We start from the raw sequence: 20,298 nt of genomic DNA on the forward strand, positions 1-20,298 counted from the left end.
CTTTGCAAATCGGGGGTTGCTTCGTTCATCGTAATCATATTATCCTATCCTCATATATTTTAGTTGCTAAGCCACAGCAGCCGATAGTATTATCCCATTATGTGCATTCACTACACCGTTGGCATAGCCATTATTATCTATGAACATCTTTTCGTTTTCTATCAGGAAATGCGCTCCGCCAACAAAGAAATTTCCTTTAATGGTTAATACATGGTCAGGATGCTGCGCGTGGATCTCATTCAGCACATGGCTTGATAAACCGCTGTATTCATGCGGATCGAACTGATAAACGTCCAGCACAGGCTCCGCGTGTCCGGGTTGAAATATCTTAATACGGCCTTTAGTTACATCAAGGCGTATATCAGCGCCGTTTTCATTGGCATTAGCACTTATCCTGATCGTTTCGCCGTTAGGAGCGTTGATATTGGCCTCGATGGTAAGCACTTTGCCCTTTTGCTCATTATAAAATGAAAGGATCCTCAAAAACTCAATATTACTAAGCCCATCGCTATAAGTAAGCGTATTTTGCTCGCACAAAAATATGGTAGTCCCAAAAATGAATGCATGTTTCATGACGGAAATTTTAATTGGTTAATTGATATTGATACAATTAGCAAAATCTCAAAATGTTTTAAATTTCCATTATTCTTTCGAAGTAAAACAGCATGTTTTGTCAAACAACTATCACAAAGCATTAATATGGTAATTTTGCTCAACGCTACCCATGTTTTTTACGTTAGTTGCTATAGATACGCATCGTATAAAACCCATATGTTATACATGAAAAAAATAACTTGTTTCATAGCTGTACTGTTAACGGCTTGTTTCTCCGTGTCGGCATCTGCCCCTAAAAAAGTGTTAGATACCGCCACTTTTGCTACAGGGTGCTTCTGGTGCACCGAAGCTAAATTTCAGCAATTAAAAGGGGTTGAAAAAGTGATCTCCGGATTTTCCGGCGGGCATGTGGCCAACCCATCTTACGAGTTGGTTTGTACCGGTACAACCGGTCATGCAGAAGCTTGCAATATTATCTACGACCCGGCAAAAATTACCTACGACGAATTGCTGGCTGCATTTTTTGTGGCGCATGACCCAACGCAATTAAACAGGCAGGGTAATGATGTAGGCACACAATACCGGTCGGCTATATTTTATCATAATGCCCGGCAAAAGCAAAAGGCCCAATGTTACATTACGAAGCTGAATGCCGAAAAAGCTTATAAAGATCCGATAGTAACGCAGGTAGTTCCATACAAAGCTTTTTACAAGGCCGAAGATTATCATCAAAACTATTTTAACCAGAACGGCAGTCAGCCTTACTGTAAATATGTGATCCAACCCGAACTGGAAAAGTTTAAAAAAGTATTTAAAGATAAACTGAAGCAATAATGAAAGCGGTATTTATAATAGCAGCGCTGTTGTTTTTTACAATGGGAGTGTTTGCGCAGCAAGTAAAGACAATAAAGGGGCACGAAAACAACCCCTATTATTCCAATACCGATACAAAGCATTTGAATGTATCAAATGCCGAGTGGAAAAAGATCCTGCCGCCTGCTTTGTACGCCACGGCAAGAGAACAGGAAACCGAACGCGCATTTACCGGTAAATACTGGAACAAGGATACTAAAGGCACTTATTACTGCGCGGTATGCGGCAATAAACTTTTTCGCTCGGATGCCAAGTTTGCCAGCGATTGTGGCTGGCCAAGTTTTTATGAACCTGTACGCAAAAACAGTGTAATCTATAAGGAAGATAACTCATATGGCATGCAACGCACCGAGGTGATCTGTGCCCGCTGCGATTCGCATTTGGGGCATATATTTGATGACGGTCCGCCGCCAACGCATAAACGGTTTTGCATGAACTCTGTATCGCTTGATTTTGTGCCTGAAGGGTTTGGGTTGTAAATCGTTTGAAACATTAATTTTCTGTTTCATTGCCGTGGACTTTAATGTTGTGCAACAGTCACTTTAGTCAACGGCAATGAATTTTTTTAATGATCAATATAAAAAATCATTGCTTTGAATTCGCGGCTTTTCGCACATCAATTTATCCCCTAAAGTCATCCACAAGTAAAGCTGCAATATTCCATGCTCCGCTTAAAACAAGTATGAATTAACTTGTGTTATCCACCAACAATCAAGCAAATTACTTATGGAACTGCAAAGCCTGAAAGATATCGCAAAACAGCTGATGGCCGGTAATAAGGGCCTTTTAGCAATGGACGAAAGTACCGCAACCTGTAACAAACGTTTTAAAGCGTTGAATATCCCGCAAACGGAAGAATATCGACGTAAATACCGCGACCTGATCGTGAATACGCCAAAGCTGGAGGAGGCCATTAGCGGAGCTATTTTGTTTGATGAAACTATAAGGCAAAGCACTGCAGATGGTAAGCTGTTTGTTGAGATCCTGAAGGAAAAAGGAATTATCCCCGGTATTAAGGTAGATGAAAGCGCAAGGGACATGGATGGTTTCCCTGGCGAAAAAATAACTGAGGGATTGGATGGTTTACCGGAGCGCCTGGCCGAATATTATAAAATGGGAGCCCGTTTTGCCAAATGGCGTGCTGTTATAACCATAGGTGAAAATACTCCAACAAGTGGAAGCATCAAAGCCAACGCTTTTCTGTTGGCCCGCTATGCGATTATTTGCCAGGAGGCAGGCATTGCGCCCATTGTGGAACCCGAAGTTTTAATGGACGGCGATCACTCGCTTCAAACCTGTGCCGATGTAACCAATGAGGTTTTACACGCTGTATTTAACCAACTGTATCAGCAAAGGGTAAATTTTGAAGGTATGATATTAAAACCTAATATGATAGTTCCCGGAATTAAGGCTGCGCAGCAGGATAGCGCTGATGTGGTGGCCGACGCTACTATCAATTGTTTTTTACGCTGTGTGCCTGCGGCTGTCCCCGGTATCGCTTTTCTTTCTGGCGGGCAATCTCCCGAGTTGGCTTCCGAACGGTTAAATGCTATGCATGTGCGCTTTAAAGGTAAATTGCCATGGGCTTTAACATTCTCATATTCACGTGCTGTGCAACAACCGGCCCTTGAAAAATGGGGTGGTAAGGACGAAAATATTGAAGAGGCCCAGAGATTATTATATGAACGTGCGCATATCAACACCATTGCCCGTGATGGCAAATATACGCCGGAGTTGGAGAAGCATCCGGTAGCATAAAACAAAAACGCCGCCTTTTCGGACGGCGTTTTTGTTGGGTTGTTTTTATAGCCCTTTAACTTTATAATGGGTATAGGTGGTAAAACCTAAAAAGGTATTGTCTATAGGGACGCCAAGCGGTGCTTGCAAACTCCTCAGATATTTTAGGTTATCAGTATTATAATGGCCATAGGCAACCTCAACGCCCGGGAAAATCCTGCTGTTTAAATTACAATAGTCGCAGCCCGTTTTTTGTTCGTAAGCTTTCCGCATAAAATCGTAGCCAAGGCTGATGTTTTTATCGCCGAGGTTCCATAAACTATTATCTCCCTGTATTTGGGCAATAGCAGCAGCATATGCGTAAGCTGTTAACGAATATTGGTAATGCACGCAGTCTTTACGTACGCAAAGCTCGGGCAAAGTTCCATCCGGTTGAATGATGTTTGGCAATTCTTTTACCAGCAAATCGTACCCAGCCCGATAAACCGAATCCTGATCTAAAAACACACCGATGGCCATTTTTGCATATCCTGCAGAGGCATCCCAGTTGTTTTTATAATCGGGGATCTTGTTGATGTAATCATCTTTTACGTTGATAAGATATTTACTGAATTGTTGAATATCAGCAGCAGCCCATCCGGCAGATTTACCCTTCACCTTATAATATCTGATGATCTCGGCGGCAGCAACAAAGCTTGGTGTTGTCCATGATGCTTCCAGATCGGGCTGGTTGGGGTTGGTTTTTCCTTCCAGCAAGCCATAATCCTTAAAGGCATAAGCCCAGCCATTCAGTAAACCAATTGCTTTTTTTGCATAATCAGCGTTACCAGTAGCAGCCCAGGCCAGCGCGAAGGCGTACACCAGTTCGCAATCCTTCCTGATCTGGGTTTTTGAAGGTGAAGTAGCCCCATTTGAACCCACTACTATGGTTGATGGAAATGAAATCGGGTATTCATGATCTTTAATAAAATCCAGCACTTTTTGGTAAGCTGCGGTGCGCATGGTGTCACCTGCTTTCAGTTGTGCGCTGATGAGGTCCAAACTGGCCCTGGTATTTAAAATACCAGGGTGCACAAATCTGGTTTTATTGTTTTCCTGTGCCTGCAAACTAAAGCTAAAGAGCAGCAACAGGAATGTAAATAAGGCCGTTTTATTATATCTCATCCTCAGTCTACTTATCCAATCCGCCCCGGCGCGTTGCCTTAACCTGTGCCGGCCATTTAATGCCTTCGGTTTTGGTATTAACCGTTTTTTGTGGATCTTCACTTGCCATGTAAGCCATGATGGCAGCTAAAATGGCGTTGTTTTTCAGATCGTCAAAAACAACTTTGTCATAGGTGTCGCGGTTAGTATGCCAGGTATATGACCCGTACGACCAGTTAAGTGAACCCAAAGAAAAGCCAGGCGCACCAACAGCTACAAACGATGCAAAATCAGACCCACCACCGCCGGGCTGACCAGGAAATACAGTTTTGATCCGGTTTTTGATAGTATCCGGTACAGCGGCAAGCCATCTGCTTAAATAATCCTTAGCTTCAACAAAGCCCTGGCCGGTAAGGTTTACCACGCGGCCGGTGCCGTTATCCTGGTTAAACAAGGCTTGCAGATTGCTAACAATTTCTGGATGGTCTTCAACAAAGGCACGTGAGCCGTTCAGGCCTTCCTCTTCGCTGCCCCAATGGCCTACTAATATGGTACGTTTTGGGTGTGGATAGAATTTTTTCAGCAGGCGCATGGCTTCCATCATGGTCAAGGTACCTGTACCATTATCAGTAGCACCCGTGCCGCCATCCCACGAATCAAAGTGCGCGCTCAGCATTACATACTCATTAGGTTTTTCGCTTCCTTTGATTTCGGCAATGGTATTAAAGGTTGGCACTACGCCTAATTCTTTTGATTCGCAATGAATACTGATCACCGGCTTGTTGCCTGATTCGCTCAGGCGGTAAAGCATACCATAATCTTCTAATGCAATATCAACCGTAGGCACAATTTTGGTATAAGCAGCAAAGATCTTATCAACCCCAAACCCGGCCGACCAGTTATTGGTCAGGATACCTGCTGCGCCCGCATTTTCCAATGCTACAGGCAAAGTTTTATTGGTAAACCCGGTTTTGCTGATGCGTTTTTTCCAGGCATCGGTTTGGGCGGTGCGTTCGGCTTTCATTTTGTCAAATGATTCCTTCAGGGCAAACTCCTGCCAGTTATAATCGGGCCTGCCGGTTGGCTGCAGCATGGAGATCATTACAAATTTACCCTTTACATTGGGGAGCCATTGTTGAAAGGCTGCTGAGTCAGCCACGTCCGGCAGAATAATTACCTCGGCAGTGGTGGTCTTTTTACCCATGCCCGGGCTCCAGGCCAGTTGGGTGCCTTCTAAGGATTTTGCCCTTGGCGATACCATATCAATATGCGAGATCCCTCGTTCCCAGCCACGCCATTCGCCCCATTTTTCGTTTTTAGCCTGGATATCCCAGCTTTTGTATTTAGCAACTGCCCAATCGTTGGCTTGTTTCATTTGCGGCGTACCCACCAAACGGGGGCCAATGCCATCAAACAATTCGTGGGCCAGCTTTTCCAGTTGCGAATTGGTAGTTTCTTCGGTCATGATGCTGTTGATAACCGGGTTAGTTGATTGTGCCGAAGCTATGCCGCTGTAAAGCAGCATGCCCAAAACAAAAGGCCTTGCCTTGTTCCAAAGGTTGTTGCAGGTATAATGGTAAATATGTTTCATAAGGTTAAAAATATGAAAAGCGGACGAGGTAATACGTTTTATCGGCAATGATATTGGTAAGTAACATAATTATTGCAAAATGTTGAGTTGTTGATATGTTAAGATTCAATAGAATTTGTTCCTGTAGGTTAAATTATTGTTATAGAGTTAACAGTAGGTTTACATATGGCCGATTCCTTTGTAAAACTAATCGATCACTTATCAAATGAAAAAACAATTCCTTAGCGTCATCGCGGTATCCGCGGCGATCCTTTCTTCCTGCCACGATGATAATAAGATAAACCCATTCAGCTATCCTGATATGGCCGAGGCGCAAAATCCGGCTATCCTTTTCACCACTGCCGACGGTGTAAAGGTTTATAATGGCGGCTTTGGATCGGCAGTGGCAGCAGATCCTAACCAGAAAGATGTGTTTTACCTGCTTACCGACCGTGGTTCAAACGTTGCCGGGCAGACAGCCAATTCCATCATCATCGGTAAACCAGACTTTGATCCGCAGATAGGTAAGTTCAGGTTAAAGGATGATAAACTGGTACTGGAACAAACCATAGAGTTGAAAAATGCCAACGGCGGGAAATTAAATGGTTTACCAAACCCCGCCGGAGTGGGAGCTTCGGGCGAAATTCCATTTGATCTGAGCGGAAATCAATTATCTCCAAGTGCCGATGGTATTGATTCGGAAGGTTTGGTTTTGGCAGCCGACGGTACTTTTTGGGTAAGCGATGAATACGGTCCGCATATTGTTCACTTTGATGCCAGTGGCAAAACCATCGAACGCATTAACCCTTACGGATCAGGAACCGGCGGCCGTAAAATCCCGGCCGTATTTGCTACCCGCAGGGCTAACCGCGGTATGGAAGGGTTGGCTATCACACCTGATGGCAAAACATTAGTTGGCATGATGCAATCGCCAATGTATAACCCATCTAAAGCAAAGGTTGCTAATTCAACTGTATTGCGTATCCTTACTTTTGATATTGCAACTGGCAATACAAAACAGTATGCTTACCTTATGGATAATACTTCATTAACGGGAGTTAGTGACATAACCGCTGTTAATGCCACTACATTTTTAACTATTGAACGTGATGGTAAGTTCGGAGGTGCGCCTACCGATCCAGCTACGTTTAAAAAAGTATTTAAAATAGATATCAGCAATGCTACCGATATCTCCGACCCCGCGAACGGTGCTAACGGCAAATTATATAACACCAAAACTGTTGAAGAGCTTAATGATGCAGCCGGTTTACAGGCAGCCGGTATTACCCCGGTTACCAAAACACTGGTGCTCGATTTACTTAAAGACTTGCCAAAGGTATACCCTCATGATAAAGCCGAAGGTTTGGCTTTATTGCCCGGTAATATCCTCGCTATATCAAATGACGACGATTTTGGTGTTGTTGATAACGGTAAAAATGGCTTTGCAGCTAAAATTCTGCCTGCTACCAATTCGGTTGACAGGAACAGGATCTATTTTGTGAAGCTAAAATAGGGGATTTAAAAAGTTAAAAATGATCAATGCCTTCCGGTGTTAACCGGGGGGCATTTTTGTTTATACAACCTGCAGAACGTTAGGGTAATGTTTTACAATCAAAATTAATTTTATTGTTAAAATAACATTTATTCGGTGATTTAATTTTAACATTGATATGTATTATTTTATCACAATGGCGATAATATATTGACTTTTGGTTTTGTTTTTAAGTTTTAACTAATTGATAATTAGTTATTTGAAATTTTAAATTTATATTTTTAGGTTATGTTAAAATAATACAAAAAACCACTCATATCGTATTATAATCGATTGTTACCTCTGGCTACTTTTACTTAGCATATAATCTCTCTTTGGCGATAACTGTTAAGAAGTGATCATGTGCTTTAAACCAATTTTAACAAATTAAAGTAAAACGTATGAGAGGAAAACTACGTATCAAAAAAGTTGTGGCCTTATTCTGTACAAGTTTATCATTTGTGTTGATAAGCCTGTCGGGGCAAGCCCAAAGTAAATTGATTACCGGTAAGATCACCGGTTCGGACAACGGACTACCTTTGCCGGGTGTTACCGTTAAGATAAAAGGGAGCACGCAGGCTGCGGGTTCAAAGGCCGATGGTACCTACTCAATAACCGCCGGTAATAATGAAACACTCGTTTTTAGCTTTGTTGGCTTCTTAAACCAGGAAGTTGCCATAAACGGCAGATCGGTTATTAACGTATCATTAGTGCCTGATAATAAAACACTGACCGAGGTAGTTGTTGTGGGTTATGGTACTACTAAGCGTAAAGATTTAACGGGATCGGTTAGTTCTGTTACAGCAGACCAGATTGCAAAAGTGCCGGTAACAGCGTTGGATCAGGCTTTGCAAGGCCGTTCATCAGGTGTACAGGTTACCAATAATGATGGTGCACCGGGCGGTGGGGTTAGTGTACAGATTAGGGGTATTGGCAGTTTGGGCAACAATGATCCGTTATATGTGGTTGATGGCTATCCTATCACCGGAGGGCTTAATAATATCAACCCAAATGATATTGCTTCAATGGATGTGTTAAAGGATGCATCGGCTACTGCTATTTATGGTGTAAGGGCATCAAATGGTGTTATCATCATTACAACCAAAAAAGGCAAAAAAGACGGTGTGCAGGTGTCATTGGATGCTTATGCTTCGCTGCAGTCGGAGCCCAAAAAATATAAGGTGCTTAATGTACAGCAATGGGCAACATTGGCAAATGAGGTTCACGCTGCCGAAGGTTTTACTGAACTGCCTGAATGGAGCAACCCATCATCTTTGCATAATGTTGACTGGCAAAATGCCGTTTATCGCCAGGGCTTAAAGCAAGATTATAATCTGGCGATCCGCGGCGGGAACGATAAAGTTCAGTCCGCCTTTTCTGCAGGCTATTATGATCAAAAGGGTATTGTACTTGGTTCGTTTTTTAAAAGGATTAACCTTGGTATGAATATCGATTATAATATTAGTAAATGGTTAAAGTCATCGACCAGTGCCAAATTCTCAAGACAAAACTCTAAAAATCCATTTGGAACAGGGTCGTTAGCGCAATTGAGCGAACTGATCCCGACCCTTGACGGTGGTAATAAGCTTACTAATGAGATAAAAGATTCAAAAGGTAATTATGGTTTCTTTAACCCGGTAAATATCTACACTAAAAGCTGGAATAACCCTGTTTATTCAATCGAGACTCAGGATATAAAGAACCTGCAGAATTACTTTTTAGGTTCTACCTCATTAGAAGCTACCATATTTGATGGCCTGAAGATTAAGAGTAATTTAGGTATCAATACCAGTGATTTTTCCGGTTATTATTTTCAGCCTGAAGATGACAGATCAAGCGAGCAATATAATTTGGGTGGCGCAAACCAATTAAGTGTTTACTCACAAAATGCCAGTAATACATTTGAATGGCTATGGGAAAATACCATATCATACAGCAAAACATTTGGTCAGCATGCTATTGATTTTGTAGGTGGTGTATCAGAACAGGAGAATACAGGCAGGCAAATAGGCGGCAGCGGCAACAATCTACCAAGCAATGCTATCCGGGATTTAAGCCAGGTGCAAAACCTTACTGCTTACGGAGGTCAACAAACCTATTCGCTTGCATCACAGTTTGCAAGGTTAAATTATAAGTTTGCCGATAAATATTTGGTTACTGCAACAGTAAGGCGCGATGGTTCATCAAAATTTTACCAGGGACATAAATACGGTACATTTCCTTCGGGTTCGGTTGCATGGAAAGCAAAAGAAGAATCATTTTTAAAGAATGTTAACTGGCTTTCCGATTTGAAATTCCGTGGTAGCTATGGTACAGTGGGTAACCAGTCAAGTATTGGTCTTTTCCAATATTTAGCGCGTTATACCTCTGGCGGCCCGGCTACTTCGGGGTCAAATGTTGGATATCCTTTTGGAAAGATCTATCAGAGCGGTTTGGCACTTACCAATCTGGATAACGTTAATTTAAAGTGGGAAACATCCAAACAAACCGACATTGGTATGGATGTGGCATTCCTGAACAATAGTTTAACGTTAACGGTTGACTATTATAAAAAAGATTCGAAAGATTTCTTGTTAAATCTGCTAACCCCGGCACAAACCGGTTTTACGTCGGCAACACAAAATGCGGGTAGTATCAGCAATAAAGGTTTTGAATTTGCTTTAAATTACAGGCATTCGATCAGGGACTTTAATTATGGTGTAGGATTAAACATTACTACTGTTAGCAATAAACTGGTAAGTATAAATAAGAACACCAAATTTATTACCAACCTGGTCAATCTGCCGCTTCCTGCAAATGGCTGGGCAACCTTTAGTGAAACAAATATCGGTCAGCCGGTGGGTGAATTTTATGGATATCAATCATTGGGGATATTTCAAACCCAGGCAGAGATTGATGCACTGAATGCCAAATCGCCTACCGGGCATTACCAGGTAGCTACTACGCAACCCGGCGATCGCAAGTTTAAAGATATTAATGGTGATGGTCAGATCACTGCCGATGACCGCACAAGTTTGGGAAGCCCAATCCCGAAATTTTACGGCGGTTTAAACATCGACCTGTCATACAAAGCATTTGATTTTAATGCGTTCTTTTATGGCAGCTATGGTAACAAGATCTTCAATTACCAGGAGCGTAACCTCGAAAGTTTCCAGGCACCGGGCTTTGTGGGCGTTGAGAACGTAAGCCAGCAATACTATGAAAACCGCTGGACACCAACCAACCCGTCAAATCGTTTTGCAAGGGCTACCTACAATGATGACGTTAGTGCAAATAATGTTGCATCAAGTGTTTATGTTGAAAATGGAAGCTACCTGCGTTTAAGAAACGTTACGTTGGGGTATACACTACCTGCTGCACTTACTAAAAAAATGAGTGTTACTAAAATAAGGTTTTATATAGCAGCTCAAAACCTGTTTACTGTTACCAAATACACAGGGCTTGATCCTGAAATTGGACAGGCTACCGGTACCGATCCTATTACAGGCGCTACTATCACAAATCCAACAGGCTCAGGTATCGATTTAGGTACTTACCCTTCATCAAAATTTTACACCTTAGGTTTAAATGTAACTTTCTAAATAAACATTTAGCATAACAGTAAAGAAATGAAATTCAACAAGAAATATATATACGTACTTTCAGTTGGACTGGCAGTATTGCTCCCGTTAAGCTGTAAGAAAAACTTTCTGGATCAAACCGATTCACAGCACCCTACAGCGACAACTTTATTTGATAAACCAGCCGACGGGATAGCACTTGTAAATGCCATTTATGATACCTATCAAAATGCCGATCTGTTAAAAAAGTCAATTTGGTATTATGCAAATTTTCAGTCGCATGATTTTTTTAACTGGGGTAATGATAGGTTCTATAATACCTATGCGATCCCTTCGACGTTTGGCGCTATCGAGGTGTTCTGGACCCGTGCTTATGTTGGTATAGCCCGCGCAAATTCAGCGTTACCTATCATTGCAAAAATGAAAGCTAATGGAGTTTTGACCGCAGCGCTTGCCGACAGACTTACCGGCGAAGTCTACTTTTTACGTGGCATGACTTACTATTACCTGGCTGCAAGTTTTGGCGGTGTTCCGTTAGAATTAAAGGATGGTACAAACCTTGGCTTAACACCAAGAAGTACCCAGGATCAGGTGTTTACTCAGGTTGTATCCGATCTTACAACAGCAGCAGGCTTGTTGCCATGGAAAGAAGCGCTGGCCGATGCAGATAAAGGCCGCGCTACCAAAGGTGCAGCTTTAGGGTACCTGGGTGCAGCACAAATGTGGCTTAAAAAATATGCGGATGCTTTATCGTCATACAATCAGTTAATAGGCAAGTATACCTTGTTGCCTAACTTTATTGATGTAAATGAGTATGACAAACAAAACAATGCCGAATCACTTTTCGAGGTTCAATTTGATGTTGCCGGCACCCAAAGTTGGGGCGCCAGTAATGAGGTGGCCTGGATCAGCACTTTTGGTATGCCCGAAGAGGTAACCAACTTTGGTTATGATTATGCCAATTCGGCGTTGGCAAGTTCCTTCCAGGACGGCGACTTACGTAGGATTGCTACAGTTATTGGACCCGGCGATGAAAACCCAAGCCCTGGTATAAAAGCGCGTGGTGGTATCAAATCATATCCGCTTGTAATATCAGGTTTTGCAAGTACTGATCCAGTTGTAAAGGCAAAGTATACAGGTGATGATGGAAAGATCATCAACACATGCGGTACAAAAACACATCCTTGGGTTGGTTCTGATAACACGCAGTTGAGAACTGGTTATTACAACGAAAAATTCTGGAGAGACCCTACATTGGTAGGTAACTCAGGCGATCAAACCATATTTGGTGCTCAAAACCAGATACTGTTACGTTATGGCGAAGTTTTGTTAAGCAAGGCTGAATGCCAGGCCCGCACAGGCGATGCCGCTGGTGCGTTGGCTACCCTGAAACTGGTTCGTGACCGTGCTTTTGGCGGCTCAGCACCGTTAACTTTCATTAGCGATGGCAAAGTCATAACTGATCCTTTACAAATGATTTACAGTGAATACAGGCATGAGCTTTCTGGCGAATATTCAACTTTTTATGATTTGAGGAGAGCCGGTGTAGCTACCGAATTTGTTAAGAATGTGTACGGCGTAACTATACCTGCCGGTCGCGAATTGTATCCTATCCCTCAGTTTGAAATTGGCCTTAATCCCAATTTAACTCAAAACCCGGGCTATTAATATTGTTAATCTTGCTAAAAGGGTTTCTTCCAATCGGGAGAAACCCTTTTACCATTGTAAGTTTTGTTGATGAAGAAAATTTTACCCATCGTTATACTATGTTCATCTGCCTTATTCTCCTGTAAAAAAACTTCACTTTTTCAGCAGGTTTCATCATCTCATTCGGGCATTCATTTTAAAAATGAGATCATCGAAAACGATTCGATTAACCCGTTAGACTTGGTGAATATTTACAATGGAGGAGGCGTAGGGGTTGGCGATTTTAATGGCGATGGCCTGCCCGATTTATACTTTACAGGTAATATAGTGGCAAGCAAGCTATATCTTAATAAAGGTGATTTTAAGTTTGATGATATTACCGATGCCGCGGGTGTAAATGGCGCGGGCCGATGGGGAAGAGGTGTTGCAGTAGTTGATATCAACAATGATGGTTTACCGGACATTTACGTTTGCAACACCATTACCAAAGACTCGCTAAAAAGGCGGAATATACTATACGTTAACCAGGGGAAAGGCAACGATGGTATTCCTCATTTTAAAGATGAGGCTTCAGAATATGGTCTGGAAGCTGGCGCGCAATCAACCATGGCCAGCTTTTTTGACTATGACAACGATGGTGACCTGGATATGTACCTTACAGTAAACAGCGCCACAGCAAGTTACAACCCTAATTTATTCGGTAATTCAAATTATACGGCAAATCATAGCCGGGGCAGGTTGTACCGTAACGATTGGAATGAAAAATTACATCATGGCGTGTTTCATGATGTATCCGCACAGGCAGGTATTAACCTGGATGGTTACGGCCATGCAGCCACAACGATCGATTTTAACAACGACGGGTGGAAAGACATTTACGTATCGGATGATTTTATATCAAACAACATCCTTTACATCAACAACCGTGATGGTACCTTTACCAATCGCACTAAAGAATATTTTAAACATACATCCTACAACGCTATGGGGCAGGATGTTATCGATATCAATAATGATGGCTTGCCTGATGTTGTTGAACTGGACATGAATCCGGAGGACAACTATCGCAAAAAGATGATCCTCGGTCCCAATAGTTACCAAACTTATCAAAACTTTGATATTTATGGTACACAATATCAATATGTACGCAATACCCTGCAATTAAACCAGGGGCCGCGTTTAGGACAGAATGGTGCTATTGGCGCCCCTGCTTTTAGCGAAATAGGCTTTTTAAGTGGCATTGCTCAAACCGACTGGAGCTGGACACCGCTGATCACCGATTTTAATAATGACGGCTACCGGGACATGATCGTAACCAACGGCTTCCCTAAGGATGTGTCTGACCATGATTTTATGACTTACCGTGAGCAGGCCTATGCCGTTACTTCCAAACAAAAAGTTTTGGATCAAATCCCCGAAATTAAGCTGCATAACTATGCTTTTGCGAATAACGGCAACCTCACCTTTACCGATGTGAGTAAGGATTGGGGCTTAAGCCTGCCTACTTTTTCAAACGGTGCAGTGTACGTGGATCTGGATAATGACGGGGCTATGGATATGGTGGTTAACAATATCAACGATGAAGCTTTAGTTTATCGCAACACATCTCGCGATGATAAAAATAACCTCGATAAAACGCACTACCTGCAAATCAGCTTTAAAGGTGATAGGCAAAATATTAACGGCTTAGGTGCTACGGCCGAGATATTTTACGATAAGGATAAGACACAGGTATATGAAAATGATCCCTACCGGGGATATATTTCATCGGTACAAAGTATAGCGCATTTCGGTTTGGGTAAAGTTACCGCAATAGATTCGGTTTTGATCAAATGGCCCAATGGCAAAAGAGAAAAGCTGACAAAGCTAAAAGCAGATCAGTTAATAAAGGTTGATATAAAAAATGCTCAAGACCCTTATTCCTTTGTTCAGCCGCAAATAGCCGCGAACGCTTTATTTAAAGAAATAACAGATTCCATAGGGATCCATTATACCAACAAGGGAAGCGGTTTTCTTGATTTTAATATCCAGAAACTACTCCCGCACAAACTTTCGGAGTATAATCCGGCTTTAGCCGCGGGTGATATCGACGGCAATGGCTTTGATGATTTGATCATTGGCGGCACCGCTTACGATCAGGCCCAGGTTTTTTTCCAGATGCCCGACGGCAAATTTAACCGCCGTAACCTGTTAACAGGCAATATTAATCCTGTCCATAACTTTCAAGACGAGGGTTTGTTGCTTTTTGATGCCAATGGTGATGGCAAACTCGATTTATATGCAGCCAGTGGAGGTTACGAATTTGCAGCAAATGGTCCAGAATACCAGGACAGGCTTTATATCAATGATGGCAAAGGCAATTTTACGCTTACTGCTGATGCTTTGCCTTCAAATCTCACCAGCAAACTTTGCGTACGGGCTTGTGATTATAATAAAGATGGCAAGCCCGACCTGTTTGTATCAGGAAGAGTTGAGCCATGGAAATACCCCAACCCTGTTTCGAGTTTTATTTTGCGGAACGATAGTGAAAATGGTCACGCAAAATTTACGGATGTTACAGCACAGGTAGCCCCGGCTTTGAAAAACATAGGCATGATTTGTGATGCCCTGTTTACCGATTATGATAACGACGGCTGGCCCGACCTGGTCATGGCCGGCGAGTGGATGCCGGTAACATTCCTTAAAAATGAACATGGTAAGTTTGTTAATACCACAGTTCAATCCGGCCTGGGCAATAAGCTGGGTTGGTGGAACTCATTGGTAGCCGGAGATTTCAGGCATACCGGCCGTACGGATTATATTGTCGGGAATTTGGGCGAGAATAGCCTGATCAAAGCCAGTGACCAATATCCTGTTTACATTACAGCTAAAGAATTTGATAAGAGCGGCATCTACAGCGCGATTCCGTCTATTTTCCTACCCGATCAAAACGGGGACAAAAAAGAGTACCCAATGTACGGTCGCGATGATATGCTGAAGCAAATGATCAGCATGAGAAAAAAGTTTACCAATTATCGCTCGTACGCCTTGGCAACTATGGATGAGGTGCTTTCACCCGAACAGAGGAGCGGGGCGTTGAGGCTGAAAGCTAATACCTTACAATCATGTTTTTTAAGGAATGATGGTAATGGTAAATTTACAGCTATCCCGCTGCCGGTTGAAGCCCAGGTATCGGTATTAAACGGTATGGAAACCGGCGATTTTGACGGGGATGGAAACCTCGATGTAGTTATCAATGGCAACGATTATGGCAGTGATGCTACTATCGGGCGTTATGATGCGCTTAACGGTTTAATGCTGAAAGGTGACGGCAAAGGCAACTTTAAGCCATTAAGTATTATGCAAAGCGGTATTTATATTCCGGGGGATGGTAAGGCTCTGGTTAAGTTCCGTGATAAAAATGGGCAGGTAATATTGGCCGCCAGTCAGCATAAAGATGTTTTAAAAGTTTTCAGATCAGAAAATAAAACAAAAACTATCCCGGTTAAGGCCAATGATGTTTATGCACTGATTAAATATAAGAACGCCAATACCTCAAGGCAGGAATTTTATTTTGGCTCATCTTTTTTGTCGCAATCAGCAAGGTTTATACAGCTTAATGACAAAATATTAAGCGTTACCGTTTTTGATGACAAGGGTAATCAAAGGCTTGTAAATTAGGTGTTTTACCATCGGGTGAAATTACACCGGAAATTGATTAAAATATTTCGTAATCGATTGCGTAAATTAATTATCTTGCGTCGCTAATATAAGGCCGCATTGTTATGCGCTTTAGCCAATAAACCATATTATAATTAAAAATCAATGCATTGCTTTAATCAATCTCCTAAGCTCTTCGGCAGAAAAAAGTTTTGGATAGCGTGTGTTTGCCTGTTGGGTTGCCAGCAACTCAGGGCGCAAAACACGGTATCACTTAATGATCTTTCTTTTTTTGATAATCCATCACCTAACTGGAAAGTAGCGGCCGGCGTACAGGCTGATATTGCGCAGAATGAAGTTTTAACCCTTAAAGACGGTAACGGGATTTTGGTAAATCTGCCCGGCAAAAAGGACGCGAAAGACCTGTTTACCAAAACCACTTATGGCGATGCCGATCTGGAGCTTGATTATATGATGGCCAAAGGTTCCAATTCGGGTATTTATTTGCAGGGCCGTTACGAGATCCAGTTGTTGGATAGCTGGGGAACGGTAAACCCAAAATCGGGCGATAATGGCGGTATTTATGAGCGCTGGGACGATAGCAAGCCCGAAGGTCAGCAAGGTTATGATGGCCATGCGCCGAGGCAAAATGCCAGCCGTGCGCCGGGTTTGTGGCAGCACATGAAAATTTCGTTCCAGGCGCCGCGCTTTGATGGCAACGGCCAAAAGATTAGTAACGCCAAGGTTCTTTACATCTGGCTCAATGGTGTTTTGATCCAGGATAATGTGGAGCTTGCCGGACCAACCCGCGGAGCTTTTGATACTAAGGAGGCCGCCACCGGTCCGCTGCGTTTACAGGGTGATCATGGTCCGGTAGCTTTCAGGAATATCAGGATAACCAGTTTTGACAAGCCTCACCCTGCACTTTCAAACCTGAAATACGGGGTTTATAAAGATGGGATTATTGAGGGAGATAGTTATAAGAAACTAAAACCCGAATCAGAAGGAACTTCGCCTGTATTATCATCAAACCAGGGTAAGCTTACCAATGATTTCCTAATCCGTTATACTGGCAGTATTCAAATTAAAGAAGCCGGCGAATACGTTTTTAAACTAAATGTACCGGGTGGTAAAGGCAAGTTGCGTATTGACGGCGCCGACGCGGTTACGTTAACCGAAAACAAGGGTGAGGGCAAGACTCAGTTACAACCCGGTGATCATCCGTTTGAATTATTCTACTCAAAAACTGTCGACTGGGCCAGACCGGCTTTAGGGCTTACGGTATCAGGCCCTGGCATCCGCGAATATTTATTGAGCGATGCCAATGTAAGCAACAATGATCCTGTTGATCCTATTTTGATTAATGCAACTTCAAATACTGTATTACGGAGCTTTTCTGATTTGCCCGGAGGTATCAGGGTTACCCATGGTGTAAATGTAGGCAGCCCCGAACTGTTACACTACACTTATGATCTGGATAAAGGAATGATTGTTGAGATCTGGCGTGGTGGTTTTTTAGATGCCACACCCATGTGGCATGACAGGGGCGATGGCTCATCGCGCCCGGCTGGGTCTGTACAATATCTTGGCAAACCTGTCCCTGCTATCGAAAAGCTGAGCGATGCAAATGCCGCCTGGGCTTTGGATACTGCCGGTACAGGGTACAGGCCAAAAGGCTATGTTTTGAATGCCGACGATGTTCCTGCATTTAAGTACAATATTTATGGCACTTCGGTAAATGATGCCAGCAGTGTGATGGATAAAGGGCAAGGCATTCACCGGGAAGTAACACTTGCCAATGCAGTAGACGGCCTGTTTTATCATCTGGCATCGGGCAATATCGAAACGCTTGGCAATGGATTATATGTCATTGACGATAAATCTTACTATATCCGTATTGATGATGCAGCAGGCGCCAAACCTATTGTTCGGGATGCGGGAGGAAAGCAGGAACTCATCATCCCCATTCAAAAGAAATTAACCTATTCTATCATTTTTTAAGCTGCCTTGATCATGAACAATACTTTAAAACAAATGATAAACAAGGGCACGTTTTTATTTACGCTTATAATTATCGCGCTGTTGAGCGATATCAAAAATACTTTTGCCCAGGCCGAATCGCCTAAAGAAGATGACTTTTTTAAGATCATGAAAGTGCCCGCGCCTGAGGGTACTATCCTGGAAGTTGGCGGTTTGTGTACGCTGCCTAATGGCACCCTGGCGGTAACTACCCGTCGTGGAGATATATTTATGGTCGAAAATCCAACCGGTCAGCATCCTTTTTTCCGCAAGTTTGCTTCGGGCTTGCATGAGGTGCTGGGTGCCGCCTGGAAAGATGGTGCGTTGTACGTTGTTCAACGCGGCGAATTGACCAAGCTGGTTGATACCAATATGGATGGTAAGGCCGATGTTTTTGAAACTATTTATGCATGGCCATTATCTGGTAACTATCATGAGTATAGCTTCGGGCCTAAAATAGCGCCCGATGGCTCATTCTTTGTGACTTTGAACCTCGGCTTCCCGCCCGATTGGTGGCACCCGAAAAGCTTTGTGCCTTACCGGGGCTGGGCTTTAAATATTAAAGAAGATGGCACTGTTACGCCATGGGCAGCGGGCTTGCGTTCGCCTTGCGGTATTAGTATGATTGATGGCGAACTTTGGTATTCAGATAACCAGGGCGACTGGGTTGGTTCAGGTAGTATCATGCCGATCAAAAAAGGAGCTTTTATGGGGCATCCTTCAAGCCTGGTTTGGACGGGTTTGCCTAACTCGCCGCTAAAACTCACTTCCGAGCAATTCTTTGCCAAAAACAACCCGAGGATAGAATTTGATAAAAACGGCCAACCAGTAAAGCCGCAGGATATTGTTAATGAAAAATTTAAAACGGAGTTTGAGGCTAAAAAGGAAATCCCTGAATTACAACTGCCCGCGGTTTGGTTACCGCATGGGATCTTAGGAATCTCCAACTCCGAAATTGTTAAAATCCCGGAAGGCGCATTCGGCCCTTTTGCCGGGCAATTACTGATCTGCGACCAGGGCCAAAGTATGGTCGACAGGGTGTTTTTAGAGAAGGTTAACGGCGAATACCAAGGCGCGGCCTGGGCTTTTAGAAGCGGTTTCCAATCGGGCATAGTAAGGCTGGCCTGGTTACCTGATGGTTCATTGGCTGCAGGCGAAACCAACCGTGGCTGGGGATCTGCAGGGGAGGCCACTATGGGCTTGCAGCGATTGGTATGGAACAATAAAGTTCCGTTTGAGATGCGTGCTATCCATGCAATGCCCGATGGTTTTGAGATAGAGTTTACCAAGCCGGTTGATAAGAAAGTAGCTGAAGATATTGCTTCATACTCTGTAGAAAGCTATATCTATAAATACCATGGCGTATATGGCAGTCCGCCGGTGAATACCGAAAAATGCCCGATAGCAGGTGTGAAGGTATCTGCAGATGGTTTAAAAGCGCGATTGATTGTGAATAACCTGCGTAAATATTATATCCACACCATTACGCTTGCAGGCATCCGCGATAAGGAAAACTATTTCAATTTAGTTCACCCAACGGCTTATTATACGTTGAATAATATCCCCGAAGGGCAAAAACTTTCCATGACGGAGGTAAGTACGATAAATTCCGCCAAAGCCGCAGCTGCGGCCGATCTGAAAAAAGGCGTTGCCGGTAAAAAAGCTGCGGCAGTAAAATCTGCAGTTGGGTTAAGCGCGGTTCCTACTTATGCAGAGGTGCAGCCGATCCTGCTGAAAAATACCTGTCTTTCGTGCCATAACGCTACAAAAAGACAGGTTGGTCCGGCTTACGTGGATGTAGCTAAACGCAAATATAGCGTGGCCGAATTGATCCAGCTGATCCGTAGTCCGAAGCCCGAGCACTGGCCAGATTATTCAACGCCTATGCCACCTATGCCGCAGGTTCCTAAGGAAGAGGCCCGTAAGATAGCTTTATGGATCAAATCGCTTGCGAAATAAAGCTGAAAGCCGAAGGCTTAAAGCAAAAAGCTAAAGGCCCTGCCTTAAAAGCTTTTAGGCTTTCA

Annotated in this window: 12 protein-coding genes; 9 read left to right on the top strand and 3 right to left on the bottom strand. The window is 43.2% G+C overall.

The window, feature by feature from the left end:
• Window positions 1–66: 66 nt before the first annotated feature.
• Window positions 67–573, bottom strand: a complete 507-nt coding sequence (locus FHW88_RS06080; protein WP_176623894.1) for a hypothetical protein — start codon at window positions 571–573, stop codon at window positions 67–69.
• A gap of 207 nt (window positions 574–780) precedes the next feature.
• On the opposite strand from FHW88_RS06080, the gene msrA reads away from it, so the two are divergent.
• The 3 genes from msrA (at window position 781) to FHW88_RS06095 (ending at window position 3,186) form a co-directional block, all read left to right on the top strand.
• On the top strand, window positions 781–1,389 hold the full coding sequence (gene msrA, locus FHW88_RS06085; RefSeq protein WP_176623896.1) for a peptide-methionine (S)-S-oxide reductase MsrA: 609 nt from the start codon (window positions 781–783) through the stop codon (window positions 1,387–1,389).
• On the top strand, window positions 1,389–1,907 hold the full coding sequence (gene msrB, locus FHW88_RS06090) for a peptide-methionine (R)-S-oxide reductase MsrB (RefSeq protein ID WP_176623899.1): 519 nt from the start codon (window positions 1,389–1,391) through the stop codon (window positions 1,905–1,907). Before msrA ends, msrB begins: the two co-directional genes overlap by 1 nt.
• Window positions 1,908–2,154: 247 nt before the next feature.
• On the top strand, window positions 2,155–3,186 hold the full coding sequence (locus FHW88_RS06095) for a class I fructose-bisphosphate aldolase (RefSeq protein ID WP_176623901.1): 1,032 nt from the start codon (window positions 2,155–2,157) through the stop codon (window positions 3,184–3,186).
• 45 nt (window positions 3,187–3,231) lie between these two features.
• On the opposite strand, the gene FHW88_RS06100 is transcribed toward FHW88_RS06095, so the two are convergent.
• Both FHW88_RS06100 and FHW88_RS06105 read right to left on the bottom strand, forming a co-directional pair.
• Window positions 3,232–4,329 (bottom strand): alginate lyase family protein, encoded by a 1,098-nt coding sequence (locus FHW88_RS06100; RefSeq protein WP_176623903.1) that lies wholly within the window; start codon window positions 4,327–4,329, stop codon window positions 3,232–3,234.
• 7 nt (window positions 4,330–4,336) lie between these two features.
• A complete protein-coding gene (locus tag FHW88_RS06105; RefSeq protein ID WP_255485213.1) occupies window positions 4,337–5,899 on the bottom strand; it encodes a M20/M25/M40 family metallo-hydrolase in 1,563 nt (520 codons plus the stop codon).
• Window positions 5,900–6,104: 205 nt separating this feature from the next.
• On the opposite strand from FHW88_RS06105, the gene FHW88_RS06110 reads away from it, so the two are divergent.
• From FHW88_RS06110 to FHW88_RS06135, 6 genes are all read left to right on the top strand, one after another.
• On the top strand, window positions 6,105–7,391 hold the full coding sequence (locus tag FHW88_RS06110) for an esterase-like activity of phytase family protein (protein ID WP_176623905.1): 1,287 nt from the start codon (window positions 6,105–6,107) through the stop codon (window positions 7,389–7,391).
• A gap of 419 nt (window positions 7,392–7,810) precedes the next feature.
• A complete protein-coding gene (locus tag FHW88_RS06115) occupies window positions 7,811–10,990 on the top strand; it encodes a SusC/RagA family TonB-linked outer membrane protein (RefSeq protein WP_176623907.1) in 3,180 nt (1,059 codons plus the stop codon).
• A 27-nt stretch (window positions 10,991–11,017) separates the two neighbouring features.
• The gene (locus FHW88_RS06120) at window positions 11,018–12,637 is read left to right on the top strand and encodes a RagB/SusD family nutrient uptake outer membrane protein (RefSeq protein WP_176623909.1); all 1,620 of its coding nucleotides are present in this window, start codon (window positions 11,018–11,020) and stop codon (window positions 12,635–12,637) included.
• A 69-nt stretch (window positions 12,638–12,706) separates the two neighbouring features.
• On the top strand, window positions 12,707–16,276 hold the full coding sequence (locus tag FHW88_RS06125; RefSeq protein ID WP_176623911.1) for a VCBS repeat-containing protein: 3,570 nt from the start codon (window positions 12,707–12,709) through the stop codon (window positions 16,274–16,276).
• Between the two features lie 144 nt (window positions 16,277–16,420).
• A complete protein-coding gene (locus FHW88_RS06130; protein WP_176623913.1) occupies window positions 16,421–18,256 on the top strand; it encodes a family 16 glycoside hydrolase in 1,836 nt (611 codons plus the stop codon).
• A gap of 12 nt (window positions 18,257–18,268) precedes the next feature.
• A complete protein-coding gene (locus FHW88_RS06135) occupies window positions 18,269–20,233 on the top strand; it encodes a c-type cytochrome (RefSeq protein ID WP_218117131.1) in 1,965 nt (654 codons plus the stop codon).
• Window positions 20,234–20,298: the final 65 nt, after the last annotated feature.

This window comes from Mucilaginibacter sp. SG538B (assembly GCF_013376065.1).
GTDB lineage: Bacteria > Bacteroidota > Bacteroidia > Sphingobacteriales > Sphingobacteriaceae > Mucilaginibacter > Mucilaginibacter rubeus.

Coding starts and splice junctions, on each gene's coding strand:
- FHW88_RS06080 (WP_176623894.1), bottom strand. CDS start 573: ATGAAACATGCATTCATTTTTGGGACTACCATATTTTTGTGCGAGCAA.
- msrA (WP_176623896.1), top strand. CDS start 781: ATGAAAAAAATAACTTGTTTCATAGCTGTACTGTTAACGGCTTGTTTC.
- msrB (WP_176623899.1), top strand. CDS start 1,389: ATGAAAGCGGTATTTATAATAGCAGCGCTGTTGTTTTTTACAATGGGA.
- FHW88_RS06095 (WP_176623901.1), top strand. CDS start 2,155: ATGGAACTGCAAAGCCTGAAAGATATCGCAAAACAGCTGATGGCCGGT.
- FHW88_RS06100 (WP_176623903.1), bottom strand. CDS start 4,329: ATGAGATATAATAAAACGGCCTTATTTACATTCCTGTTGCTGCTCTTT.
- FHW88_RS06105 (WP_255485213.1), bottom strand. CDS start 5,899: ATGAAACATATTTACCATTATACCTGCAACAACCTTTGGAACAAGGCA.
- FHW88_RS06110 (WP_176623905.1), top strand. CDS start 6,105: ATGAAAAAACAATTCCTTAGCGTCATCGCGGTATCCGCGGCGATCCTT.
- FHW88_RS06115 (WP_176623907.1), top strand. CDS start 7,811: ATGAGAGGAAAACTACGTATCAAAAAAGTTGTGGCCTTATTCTGTACA.
- FHW88_RS06120 (WP_176623909.1), top strand. CDS start 11,018: ATGAAATTCAACAAGAAATATATATACGTACTTTCAGTTGGACTGGCA.
- FHW88_RS06125 (WP_176623911.1), top strand. CDS start 12,707: ATGAAGAAAATTTTACCCATCGTTATACTATGTTCATCTGCCTTATTC.
- FHW88_RS06130 (WP_176623913.1), top strand. CDS start 16,421: ATGCATTGCTTTAATCAATCTCCTAAGCTCTTCGGCAGAAAAAAGTTT.
- FHW88_RS06135 (WP_218117131.1), top strand. CDS start 18,269: ATGAACAATACTTTAAAACAAATGATAAACAAGGGCACGTTTTTATTT.